This window comes from Myxococcales bacterium (assembly GCA_012513515.1).
Classification (GTDB): Bacteria; UBA10199; UBA10199; order 2-02-FULL-44-16; family JAAZCA01; genus JAAZCA01.
The window spans coordinates 69511-82808 of sequence record JAAZCA010000009.1 but is presented as its reverse complement, the minus strand read 5'-3'; the positions used below and the strand labels follow the sequence as shown (position 1 = coordinate 82808).

Genomic DNA, 13298 nt, shown 5'->3' with positions numbered 1-13298 from the left:
GCACAAAGGTTCAAATGAAAAGTTGTTTCATTTCAATTTTCTGACGTTAGTTGCTCCCGATATCCCCTAGACTTCATAAAACATTTGATTTATGCGGTGCAGAAGTGTAACTGGTTAATATCTAACGACCTTTGTAGGGTCGTTTAAAAAAGGCCGGTTATGGATAGAACAGAAGCGCAAACACGCAGAGAGATTATCGATAAAAAGCTTATTTCAGCTGGTTGGTATGTCGATAATCCCCTTAGAGTTACGCAGGAACTTGATATCTGGGCAGGTCTTCCGGAAGAAGCGATAGATCCAACATCACCCTATCAGGGCCATTTATTTGCTGATTATGCGTTGCTTGGTGATGACGGCAAGCCCATTGCCGTTGTCGAAGCGAAAAGAACTTCTGTCAATGCGGAGGTCGGCAAAGAGCAGGCCAGAAACTATGCTGAAAAGATCAAAAACAAATGGGAATGCCCCATGCCGTTTGTCTTTTATACAAACGGCTACGATATTTTCTTCTGGGATACGGAGCGCTATCCTCCACGCAGGGTTTACGGCTTTCCCTCTCCTGAAGATCTCGAAAGAATGCAGTTTTTACGAAATAACAGCAGGCAGCTTTCAAGCGAACTTATCAACACAGGTATTGCTGGCAGGCCGTATCAGATCGAGTCGATTCGGGCCGTTCTGGAACAGGTTGCTAAGAAACACCGAAGATTTTTAATGGTCATGGCGACTGGTACGGGCAAGACACGAACAGCCATGGCTTTTATCGATGTTTTGATGCGCACCAATTGGGCGCAGAGGATTCTCTTCCTCGTAGATAGAATTGCCCTTCGCGAGCAAGCTATGGAGGCCTTTAAAGAATTCCTTCCCAATGCACCTGTCTGGCCTAAACAAGGTGAAACGTCATTCGTCAAAGATAGGCGTGTATACGTGGCAACCTATCCGACAATGCTCAACATCATCGAGCAGGATGAATGCCCCTTAACACCTCATTTTTTTGATCTTGTCATAGCTGATGAAAGCCATCGCTCGATCTACAATGTTTATGGAAACATATTTAAATATTTTGATTCCATCCAGCTCGGCCTTACCGCAACACCGAAGGATCATGTAGATCATAACACATTCAAGCTCTTTGAGTGTGAAGACGGTTATCCTACCTATGCATACTCCTATGAAGAAGCCGTCAACAATGAGCCCCCATACCTATGTGATTATGAGGTTTTAAAAATACGAACGAAATTCCAGCAAGAAGGCATCAACAGCCAGACCATAGCGGATATAGACAGGAAACGATTGCTGGCTGAAGGCAAAGACCCAGATCAATACGACTTCGAGGGCACGGAGCTTGAAAAAAGGGTTTCAAACAAGGGCACGAATACGCTGATCGTTCGAAAGTTTATGGAGGAGTGTATTAAAGATCCAAACGGTGTCTTGCCCGGAAAGAGCGTGTTCTTCGCAATCTCAAAGAAACACGCCTATAGACTGTGCGAAGTGTTTAATTCGTTATATCCTGAATATAAGGGCCAGCTTGCGGAAGTTATTATCTCCGACGTTAAGGGTGTTCATGGCAAGGGTGGCATATTAGACCGTTTCAAAACCGAAGACATGCCCCGCATAGCAATAAGCGTCGATATGCTCGATACAGGCATCGATGTTCTTGAAATCGTCAACCTCGTTTTTGCAAAGCCCGTCTTCTCTTACACGAAATTCTGGCAGATGATCGGTAGGGGCACGAGAATACTGAGTCCAGAAAAGATTAAACCGTGGTGTCCCCACAAAGATAAGTTTCTGATAATGGATTGCTGGGAGAATTTTGAATATTTCAAGATGAAACCCAAGGGCAAGGAACCGAGCCCGACAAGGCCTCTTCCCGTAAGATTATTTGAAGCAAGAATCGAAAAACTCATTGCCGCAAACGAGGCTTCGAAGACAGAAATTGTCGATAAGGTAAAGATTGAGCTCAGGAAAGATATCAAATCACTGCCTGTAAATAGCGTAACGGTCATCGACAACAAAAAGTATCTCGACAGGGTTTCAGATGAGGCGTTCTGGAAAAACGTTAAAGATGAATCAGTCGATTATTTGAGGCAATACATTGCTCCAGTCATGCGAGCTAAGTCGGATGCTGATTTCAAGGCAATGCACTTTGAGCTCGATGTCGTAGAGCTTGCAACGGCTCGCCTCAATAATGACCTCGAAAAATTTGATACTCTCAAAGAAGGCGTTATCGAAACCATCGAAGAACTTCCACTCACGGTCAATGTCGTTGCAAAAGAAAAGGATTATATCGAAAAGGTAACGAGCAATCATTTCTGGGCTTCCTTTACAGACGACGACCTCGACGAAATGATTGAGAGGCTTGCTCCACTTATGAAATACAGGGATCGTGGAGGCTTAGAACAGGTCAAAACGGATCTGATAGATCTCTTGACGGTTACGGAATATATCGAATTCGGCCCGGAGCATGAAAGGTTATCTGTCGACAACTATCGAAAGAAGATCGAGGAAGCCATCCACAGCCTTGTACAATCGAACAAGGTTCTTCAAAAACTCATCGCAGGAGATGATTTGACGAGCGATGAAATTGAGGAAATCGCCCTCATCCTGAAAGAAAAATGCCCGAATGCCACAGAAGAAAACCTTCAAAAGATATATGACAATCGCAGTGCGAAATTTGCTCAGATCATCAAACACATATTGGGTTTGGAACCACTGGCTACATTCACGGAAGAGGTCTCCTTCCTCTTTGATGGTTTTATCAGGGCTCACAACAACTACAGCCAGCGGCAGATTCAGTTTTTGCTCGTGCTCAAATCCTTCATCCTGCAGCGGGGTAGAGTTGATAAACGCGACCTCGTGAGCGCGCCATTCACCCAGATTCATCCTGAGGGGATCAGGGGGATCTTCACAAAGACCGAAATCGATGAAATCCTTGGTTTGGTGGGAAAAATAGCCGCCTAAACAAGGTAATACCCACAATAAACAGGGTAATATGCGCTTGACATTACCCTATTTATGCAATATTTTATCCAATAAATAAGGGATAAGATATGCCTTCGTTATCAGATAAATACTTAGAATCTTTAAGTTTTACAGAATCAAATACCTCTACCCTCCAAAAAATAGGGGAATATAAGGGCAAACAGGCCCTTTTTTTTCAGCAAACCCCGGAAATACTTGAATCTCTCAAACAGGTGGCCATCATTGAATCCAGCGAGTCTTCTAACAGGCTCGAGGGAATAACAGCTCCGCATGAAAGAATCGAAAATATCGTCCTTAAAAAGACAGATCTCAAGAACAGATCGGAACAGGAAATCGCAGGCTATCGTGATGCGCTGAACCTCATCCACGAGTCAGCAATGCATATGGATTTGAGCAATAACATTATTTTGCAGCTCCACGCTCTTATTCACAGATATATGCCCGCTACTGCAGGCCAATGGAAAATGACCGAGAATGACATCGTCGAAAAGAATCCTGATGGTACTATCATAAGGGTGCGTTTCAAACCCGTATCCGCAGTTGCCACGCCCGGATTCATGGATGAGCTTATACATAACTATAAGCAGGCCATCCATCAGGATGGCAGGGAGCCCCTCGTCATCCTGCCTTTGGTGATTCTTGATTTCCTCTGTGTACATCCATTTTCAGATGGAAATGGTCGCGTGGCAAGGCTTCTTACCCTGATGCTTCTCTATCAATTCGGTTACGAGGTCGGTCGTTTTATCAGCCTCGAGCGCATCTTCGAAGAATCGAAGGAAACCTATTACGAAAGTTTGGAAAAAAGCTCGCAGGGTTGGCATGAATCGAAACATGACCCGCTTTCATGGATGACCTATTTCTGGGGAGCATTGCTTCGGGCTTATCGCGAATTTGAGCAGCGGGTTGGCAATGTCAAAATTGGCAAGGGCTCCAAAACCGATCAGATACGACAAACCGTAGGCAGAAAAATAGGGCCATTTTCAATCTCAGATATTGAAAGAGAGTGTTTCAATACCAGCAGGGATATGGTGCGAAACGTATTGAGACAATTAAAAAGCGAAGGAAAGATCGTCCTGCAAGGCAAAGGCAGAAATGCCAAATGGATCAACAAAGGGGAATGAAATGCTATCAGCAATATTTAAAGCTAAAATAAATAAGCTCTGGGATAAGTTTTGGAGCGGGGGAATATCCAACCCACTGACAGCGATGGAACAGATATCCTATCTTCTCTTCATGCGCCGACTGGATGAAATCGACACAAAGAAAGTCAAGGATGCGGAGTTTACCGGCGAGAAATACGAATCCGTTTTCAAGGGCACCTTTCAAATTCCCAACACAAACGACAAGGTCGACAAGGCGACGCTTAAATGGAGCCATTTCAAACAGATGGAAGGCGGCGAGATGCTCAAACACGTGCAGCTTCGCGTCTTTCCCTTCATAAAGAATCTAAACGGCCTTGGTTCCAGATTTGCAAAGTTTATGGAAGATGCCGTCTTTATCATTCCAAAGCCTTCGCTCCTTGTTGAGGCCGTGGGTATCATCGATGAGCTTTACAACGATATCGACAAGGAAATCCAGTCGGGTCAGACCTTCAACGACACACAGGGCGACATGTATGAATATCTTCTTTCGGAGATTTCACAGTCGGGAAAGAACGGCCAGTTCAGAACGCCAAGGCATATCATCCAGCTCATGTGCGAGCTATTGGATCCCAAGCTTCCTGAAAGCATCTGCGATCCAGCCTGTGGAACAGGTGGTTTTCTTCTAGGGGCCTATCAGCATATTTTGACGACCCATACGAGTAAGGAGCATCAGTTTAAAGATGAAAATGGTTTTACCAAGGGCCTCCTTGCCGACAAAATATCAGATGATCGTCTCTGGAAGCAGCTCAAGGAAAACACCCTATTCGGATATGACTTTGATTCAACCATGGTAAGAATCGGTCTCATGAATCTGCTTTTGCATGGAATTCCAAACCCATCGGTGGATCGAAAGGATACGCTTTCGAAAAAATACAATGAAGATAATAAATATGATGTCATTCTGGCAAATCCGCCATTCAAGGGAAGTATCGACAAGGGCGATATCAATGAAACATTGAAGGTTTCAACAACAAAGACTGAGCTTCTCTTCGTCAATCGAATCATCAATTCATTGAGAATAGGCGGACGTGCCGCCGTGATCGTTCCAGACGGTGTTCTCTTCGGGTCGAGCAATGCGCATAAACAGCTTCGAGAAATGCTCATCAAGTCCTGCGAGCTGCAAGGCGTGGTTTCTATGCCCTCCGGTGTTTTTAAGCCCTATGCCGGAGTGAGCACGGCAATCATCATCTTCGTCAAGGGCGGCCAAACGGAAAAGGTCTGGTTCTACGACATGCAGGCAGACGGATATTCACTCGATGATAAGCGCGAAAAGATCGATCAAAGCGACCTTCTCGATATCGTCGCCAAGTGGAAGACGCGCACAAAAGAAAAGATGCAGGATCGAAAGGCAAAGTGCTTCTTCGTCCCAGTGCGCGATATCGTAGAGAACAATTACGATTTAAGCATAAATAGATACAAGGAAGTTACGTATGAAAGAGTGGAATATAAAAGGCCGGAAGTGATTTTATCACGACTTAACGACATGGAAGAAGATATCCAAAAGAAATTGAATACACTCGAGGGAATGATTAAGTGACTAATAATTCAATAATACTTACAGAAATTGCAGATGTCTTTAATGGCAAAACACCTTCCAAAATGGAGCAAAGGGAGTCTGGCCATCCTGTGCTAAAAATCAAGGATATATCCGCTGATGGAGTGTTTTCTGGTAATTTTACATCATTTGTAGACAAAGAATTTTTTGATAAATATTCACTAAAGACAATAGAAGCGAATGACACCTTAATTTTAAATGCTGCTCACAATGCTAATTATGTAGGATCAAAACAATACAAAGCTACAGAGGAAGTAACTGGATCTATTGCAACAGGTGAGTGGCTCATAGTTAGAGCAAAAAAAGGAAAGGTAAGCCCTGATTATTTGCACTTTTTTTTCAGGGCAAACAAAACAATTCATGCCATCAAGGGACTTGTAAAAGGAATTCACCTATACCCAAAAGATGTCTGCAGACTAAAAATACCTTTTCATTCCCTTCCCGAACAAGCTCGAATTGCTTCTGTCCTCGAAGAGACGGACATGGTGCGGCACACACGCAAACAATCCATAAAACTCCTCGACGATTTTCTTCGCTCCACCTTCCTCGAAATGTTCGGTGATCCGGAATTAAATGACAGATTATGGGATGCAAAAATGTTTTCAGAACTAGGAAACCTAGACAGAGGAAAATCCAAACACAGACCAAGAAATGCCCCCGAATTACTTGGTGGCCCATATCCTCTGGTTCAAACAGGCGATGTTGCAAATTCGAATGGCTATATAAAATCATACAACCAAACCTATTCGGAGATAGGTTTAAAACAAAGCAAATTGTGGCCTGTCGGAACATTATGCATAACCATCGCGGCAAATATTGCAAAAACTGGCATTCTTACGTTCGAAGCTTGTTTTCCGGACAGTGTGGTGGGATTTTCACCTAGCTCCAGCGTTCGCACCGAGTATATTCAAATGTGGTTATCATTTCTTCAGAAATCTATTGAAGATAAAGCTCCAGAGTCGGCACAGAAAAACATAAACTTAAAAATATTGCGCGAACTCCGTGTTCCGACACCCCCCATCGACCTCCAAAACAAATTCGCAGCAATTGTCGGACAAGTCGAATCAACAAAACAAAAAATGAAGGAAAGCCTTGAGCAAATGAACAACTGCTTCAACGCCCTCATGCAGAGGTATTTTGGATGACCCGCCTATGAAAAGAGAGTGCCCCACTTTGCCCTTCGTGAAATCCACATACACAGCCGCTCTGTTTCTTTTTCTTGCCCTGCTTTTTCTGCCGACAGAATCAGTTGCGCAGGAGGCCCTTGCCGCTTTTGCCAGCCCCGTCGTTGGAAAGGCAAAGCCGGCATTTAGATATCAGCTATTCGCATTCCCATCGGAGCCGGTGCGCGGGCAGGCCGCCACATTTTCATCTTTGGAACAGTCGCTCTTTTTGTCGGTCCCGGTTTGGCAGAGCGATTCGGATGAAATAACCTTTCAGGGTAGCGTCAGGGGAAACGTAATACAGACCGAAGCGATTATGCCGACAACCGGCAGCCCCTTTCCGAAAAATCTGACCGATGTCCGCTTCGGGCCGACTTATAGGCACAGCTTCGGAAACGGCTGGGTTACCGGGATAAATATCCAGGCCGGTTCCGCCAGCGACAAGCCCTTTGCCAAGTACGACGACAGCGAGTTTATGGCATCGTGGTTTTTGAGAATGCCGTCGGGGGGCAGCAATGCGTGGCTCTTTTTTCTCAACTATTCCAACAACAGGGACTTTGCGAATCACATTCCAATCCCGGGTTTCGGTTATTCCTTCGGCGACAATAAATGGTGCCGTGGGCTTTTGGGTGTTCCCATCGTGGCTCTGACGCTTTTGCCGAAATCGAAGCTCAATCTTTCACTGACCTACCTTCCGCTTTTGAATATCACTTCGGAACTCGGTTACGATTTCATCCCGCCCCTCAGGCTTTTTACGGAATTTAAATGGTCGAGCGAGATTTACTTTCGCAACGATCAGCCGGACAAGAAGCGAAGGCTCTTTCTTGTAGATAAGAGAATATCCGCTGGGCTGAGAATTCGGCCATCTCGCTGGGCCGAGATAAGGCTTTCGGGGGGATGGATATTCGACCGAATGTCATTCGAGAGCAGGTCCGTCTATAAAGATCGCGATTACAACCGCCTCGATTTTGGAGCGGGCCCGTTTGGGTTATTTGAACTCAAAGTCAGAATGCTCGGGAAATCATAAAATAAAGAAACTCTGAATGCTGCCGCCCGCCTGGAGAGAATATTTTTAGGTAAATAGTCGTTACTTTTCAATTAGTTGAAGTGAACAGGCGCTTTGGGCAATTACCATCTTTGAGACCGAAAGATGCGACTATCCAAATTTCAAAAATCTGGTGTACAAAAAATTTTAATCCGATATAGCTCGCCCTCGTATCCAAAAACTTTTCGCCGTATTGTTAGGGGGTGTTTTCCCAAGTGGTTTTTTCGAAGATCTTGAGGCACGAAGAGACTTTTTGCCGGGCATGCGCTGTGGTTTTTACAGTTTGTGTTTCAAAAAAAATGATGGGGAATCTCCGTTGAGATTCCCTTTTTTATGGAGGAAAAAATGGGGAGAAGCATAGTCGGTAAAATTTTAGAAGCGCATCTGAAGGAGGGGGCACTCGTAGTCGGAAACGAAATAGGCATACGGATCGATCAGACGCTGACGCAGGATGCAACCGGGACGATGGCATATTTGCAATTCGAGGCGATGGGGATGAAAGAGGTAAAGACCGACATCTCCGTTTCGTATGTGGATCACAATACAGTCCAGGTCGGTTTTGAAAATGCCGACGACCACGCCTATCTGCAGAGCGTTGCGGCGAGATACGGCATAGTCTTTTCGCGCCCTGGCAACGGCATCTGTCATCAGGTTCATCTGGAGAGGTTTGGGAAACCGGGCACGACCCTTTTGGGAAGCGATTCCCATACGCCAACCGGCGGAGGGATAGGGCAGATAGCCATCGGTGCCGGCGGTCTTGATGTAGCTGTAGCGATGGGGGGCGGGCTTTTCTATCTGACCGCTCCGAAGGTCTATAAGGTAAATCTAACGGGGGAGTTGAAACCGTGGGTTACCGCGAAGGATCTAATCCTCAAGATGTTGGAGATCCTTACGACCAAGGGTAACGTTGGTGTAATGCTCGAATACGGCGGGCCGGGAGTTGCGACTTTAACGGTCCCTGAAAGGGCGACCATCACGAACATGGGCGCGGAGATGGGGGTAACCTGTTCCATCTTTCCATCCGACGCGGAGACCAGAAAATTTCTCAAGGCTCAAGGGCGTGAAAAGGACTGGGTAGAACTTTGCGCCGACGCCGATGCCTCATACGACAGGGTGATAGATATCGATCTCTCTGCGCTCGAGCCGCTCGCGGCCGCGCCGCATAGTCCCGGAAATATCAAAAAAGTTTCCGAGATCGCAGGGCTTGCGGTGAGCCAGGTTTGCATAGGTTCATGCACGAATTCCTCTTACAAAGACCTCGTGACCGTGGCAAAAATTTTGAAGGGGAAAAAGGTCAGCCCGTCGGTTAGTCTTGGCATCGCGCCGGGTTCGCGGCAGGTCCTGGCGATGCTAGCCAAGGAAGGATATCTCGCCGATCTAATAGATTCCGGTGCGAGAATCCTCGAGTCGGCGTGCGGTTTTTGCATCGGCAACTCGATGTCTCCAGGTTCCGGCAGCATTTCTGTCCGCACAGTCAACAGGAACTTCGAAGGGCGCTCCGGCACAAAGGATGCCCAGGTTTATCTCACCAGCTGCGAGGTTGCCGCTGTCGCTGCGCTTGAGGGGAGACTCAACGACCCCAGAAAGCTCGGTATAGACTATCCGAGTGTGAATATGCCTGAGAAATATCTTATTGACGATGGGATGTTTATTTTTCCGACCGCCGTGCCTTGTGATTGCGAGGTGAAGAGAGGCCCCAATATCGGAGAACCGCCGAGAAACGACCGCATGCCGGAAAATCTCTCCGGAGTGGCGATGATAAAAGTCGGGGACAAGATAACCACCGATCACATAATGCCCGCCGGTGCGAGGCTAAAATACAGGTCGAACGTTCCGAAGTACTCGACTTTCGTTTTCGAAAATGTCGATCCTGATTTTCCTTCGCGCTGCATGAAAGCCAAGGAGTCCGGAGTTGGCAGTATCATCATCGCCGGCGAGTCTTACGGACAAGGCTCCAGCCGTGAGCACGCGGCCCTTTGTCCGATGTATCTCGGAGTGAAGGCTGTGGTCGCCAAATCCTTCGAGAGGATACACGCGGCAAACCTTGTGAACTTCGGTATTTTGCCGCTTACCTTTGCCGATCCTGCGGATTACGATAAAATTTCTCAGGGAGATGAGCTGGCGATAGATTCGGTGGCATCGGCATTGAGCGGAGGAAAAGTGGCGCTGCGCAACAAGAAGACGGGGGATGTTATAAATTGCAAAGCGGATCTTTCTGAACGCCAGAGGATGATAGTTCTTGCGGGTGGACTTCTAAATTATACCAAAGGAAACTGAATCCGTTTTTTGTTTATCGGGAGGTTTTATGGCAAGGCGTGGAATCAGGGAATTCGACGGAAAGAGGATGCTGGCCGCTTTCATGAAACGGCGTTTGGGCGATTCATGGAAATACGACGGGAATGTTGCGCTGATTTCTCCAGATACAGATATGGAATCGCTGAGGAAGAATTGTCCTTGGATTTCGAAGGGAAAACTTGTTGCCAAGCCGGATCAGCTATTCGGAAAGCGCGGTAAACACGGGCTCCTTCTTGTAAATTCAGACTTCGACGGCGTGAAGAAATGGATAGGGGAGCGCATGGGCAAGCCCGCTACGATCGGAAAGGTCTCCGGCGAGCTGACGCACTTTTTGGTCGAACCGTTCACTCCACATTCAGAAGATGAGGAGTACTATGTAGCGATCAAGGATGAGCGCGAATGCGACGTGATATATTTTTCGGTCAAGGGCGGGATCTTCGTCGAGGAAAACTGGGACAAAGTTATCAAAATAGAGGTCCCCGTTCTGCAGGAGGCGAGCAAGGCGGATATCCTCGCAAAAATTTCCGATCTGAAAAAAGATAAGGAGCTTGTAGCGGAGTTTATCGCCGCGCTGCATGCGTTTTACGCAGAAAGCGGTTTTTCGTATCTTGAAATAAATCCGTTCACGGTTTCAGGTGGTGCTATAGTTCCTCTCGATCTCGTGGCCAAGGTCGATGATGCCGCCGCCTTCGACTGTAGAAAGATTTGGGGCGAGCTCGAATTTCCGCCCTCTTTTGGAACGTCGATGACCGCCGAGGAACGCTTCGTGAAGCATCTCGACGATCAGAGCGGGGCATCGCTCAAGTTGACGATACTAAACCCAGAGGGGCGCGTCTGGACAATGGTTGCCGGAGGCGGGGCCTCCGTGATTTATGCCGATACCGTTTGCGATATCGGTTTTTCAAAGGAGTTGGCCAACTACGGCGAATATTCCGGAGATCCGTCTAAGGAATTGACGTATCAGTATGCAAAGACGATCTTAGATCTCATGACTAGAAAAAAGGATCCCCGTGGCAAGGTTCTTCTTATAGGCGGCGGAATAGCGAATTTTACCGACGTGGCTGCTACCTTCACCGGAATCATTCAGGCACTAAAGGAATTCAAAGATAAGTTGATAGAAAATGATGTCCGCGTATTCGTCCGTCGCGGCGGCCCAAATTACAAAGAGGGGCTTTCGCGCATGAGGGAACTCGGACAAACTCTCGGGATTCCGATCGAGGTTTACGGCCCTGAGACGCACATGACGAGGATCGTATCCCTAGCTCTGTCGGAGGCCATATGAATTCTCCAGAACTTTTTTCAAAGGATACCGAGGCGATAGTCTACGGCTATCAGCAAAATGCCATTCAGCGCATGCTCGATTTCGATTTTGCATGCGGGAGGGAGAAACCTTCGGTCGCCGCCATCGTAAACCCCTCCAGGGATGGGATCCATAAAGTATTTTTTGGCAAGAGAGAGATCCTGATTCCGATGTACAGGAGTTTTTCAAGGGCCGCAGAAAAACACCCATCCTCTGATGTAGTAATAAATTTCTCATCACAGCGAAGCGCGTATGACACCACGATGGAGTCCTTGGCAAATGATAATATAAGGACGGTCGTCGTGATCGCTGAAGGAGTTCCCGAGAGAAAGGCGCGGATGATGGCCTCAGCCGCCAAGAATATGGGGAAGTGCATTATAGGTCCGGCAACGGTAGGCGGAATAAAGGCCGGCTGTTTCAAAATAGGCAATACCGCCGGAACGATAGATAATATAATCGATTCGAAGTTGCATAGAGCGGGGAGCGTGGGTTTCGTTTCCAAATCCGGCGGGCTTTCCAACGAGTGCTACAATATAATCGCGCGCAACAGCGACGGGCTCTACGAAGGTGTGGCTATCGGCGGAGATGCATATCCGGGTTCGACCCTGCTCGATCATATCATGCGCTATGAAAAGATTCCGGCCGTCAAGATGATCGCTGCTCTCGGCGAGATTGGCGGAACCGAGGAACTCAAGATCGTCGAGGCTCTCAAGGCGGGAAATATTAAAAAGCCTCTCGTGATATGGGTGACAGGGACATGCTCGAAGATGTTTCCAGCAGGTGTTCAATTCGGACATGCCGGTGCTAAGGCCGATAGCGTACTTGAAACAGCTGATGCAAAAAATGAGGCGCTTAGAAACGCAGGGGCTGTAGTTCCAAAATCTTTCGATGACTATGGGGAGGCCATAAAGATTACCTACAAAAAAATCCTGAATGACGGAAATATCAAGCCAGCACCTGACAAGGAGGTTCCAAAGTTTCCTGCGGATTATTCGCGGGCGCTCAAGGAGGGGTCGATAAGGAAGCCGACCGAATTTATATGCACGATATCCAATGATAAAGGTGAAGAATTATACTATCTGGATACCCCGATTTCCAAGATCATTGGCGAGGGTTATGGAATAGGTGGCGTTATTGGTCTGCTCTGGTTTAAAAAGCATTTGCCGAAGTTTGCGTCCAACTATCTTGAGACCGCTCTGGTTTTGACCGCAGATCATGGCCCTGCGGTTTCCGGCGCGCACAATTCGATAGTCGCTGCAAGAGCCGGAAAGGATATTATATCCAGCCTCGTTTCAGGGCTTCTCACCATAGGCCCTCGTTTTGGTGGTGCGATCGACGGCGCTGCGCAGTCTTTCAAGAAGGCATTTGAAGCGGGACTCTCTGCCGAGGATTTTGTGAAACATATGAAGGAACAGGGGATAAATATTCCGGGCATAGGCCATCGCGTCAAAAGCGTTACCAATCCCGACATGCGCGTTACTCAGCTGAAGGAGCTTGTGAAAAAGAATTTTCCTCAATCTAAACTTCTGGATTATGCTCTAGAGGTTGAAAAAATAACGACACAGAAAAAAGGCAGCTTGATACTTAATGTCGATGGATGTATCGGCGTCACATTCGTAGATCTTTTGTGGTCGTGCGCCGATCTCTTTAGCAAGGAAGAGACGGATGATATAATCGAGATGGGATGTCTGAACGCGCTATTTGTCGTAGGCCGTTCGATTGGCCTGTTCGGGCACATATTCGACCAGAAACGTCTGAAACAGCCTCTGTACAGAGTTCCCTACGAAGATATCGCGTATATGAATGAGTGGTAATTGGGTGA

The 13298-nt window shown here is 47.0% G+C and carries 8 protein-coding genes; all 8 read left to right on the top strand.

Translation table 11 applies throughout. The annotated features are described in order from the left end of the window. Nucleotides 1-159 precede the first annotated feature (159 nt). The 8 genes from GX659_02200 to GX659_02165 all read left to right on the top strand — a co-directional run bounded on the left by GX659_02200 (nucleotide 160) and on the right by GX659_02165 (nucleotide 13290). On the top strand, nucleotides 160-2955 hold the full coding sequence (locus GX659_02200; GenBank protein ID NLD27603.1) for a DEAD/DEAH box helicase family protein: 2796 nt from the start codon (nucleotides 160-162) through the stop codon (nucleotides 2953-2955). 89 nt (nucleotides 2956-3044) lie between these two features. After that, nucleotides 3045-4097: a Fic family protein gene (locus GX659_02195; GenBank protein ID NLD27602.1), complete on the top strand. Its 1053-nt coding sequence runs from the start codon at nucleotides 3045-3047 to the stop codon at nucleotides 4095-4097. Nucleotide 4098: 1 nt separating this feature from the next. Next, a complete protein-coding gene (locus tag GX659_02190; GenBank protein NLD27601.1) occupies nucleotides 4099-5655 on the top strand; it encodes an N-6 DNA methylase in 1557 nt (518 codons plus the stop codon). Next, nucleotides 5652-6818: a restriction endonuclease subunit S gene (locus GX659_02185; protein NLD27600.1), complete on the top strand. Its 1167-nt coding sequence runs from the start codon at nucleotides 5652-5654 to the stop codon at nucleotides 6816-6818. Before GX659_02190 ends, GX659_02185 begins: the two co-directional genes overlap by 4 nt. Before the next feature lie 7 nt (nucleotides 6819-6825). Then, nucleotides 6826-7863 carry a hypothetical protein gene (locus GX659_02180; GenBank protein NLD27599.1) on the top strand — a complete coding sequence of 346 codons (1038 nt, stop codon included), beginning with the start codon at nucleotides 6826-6828 and terminating at the stop codon, nucleotides 7861-7863. 363 nt (nucleotides 7864-8226) lie between these two features. Continuing rightward, a complete protein-coding gene (locus GX659_02175) occupies nucleotides 8227-10158 on the top strand; it encodes an aconitate hydratase (GenBank protein ID NLD27598.1) in 1932 nt (643 codons plus the stop codon). Between the two features lie 28 nt (nucleotides 10159-10186). Further along, nucleotides 10187-11458 carry an ATPase gene (locus GX659_02170; GenBank protein NLD27597.1) on the top strand — a complete coding sequence of 424 codons (1272 nt, stop codon included), beginning with the start codon at nucleotides 10187-10189 and terminating at the stop codon, nucleotides 11456-11458. Beyond that, nucleotides 11455-13290 (top strand): ATP citrate synthase, encoded by a 1836-nt coding sequence (locus GX659_02165; GenBank protein ID NLD27596.1) that lies wholly within the window; start codon nucleotides 11455-11457, stop codon nucleotides 13288-13290. The genes GX659_02170 and GX659_02165 overlap by 4 nt, the downstream gene beginning before the upstream one ends. The last annotated feature ends 8 nt before the right edge of the window (nucleotides 13291-13298 follow it).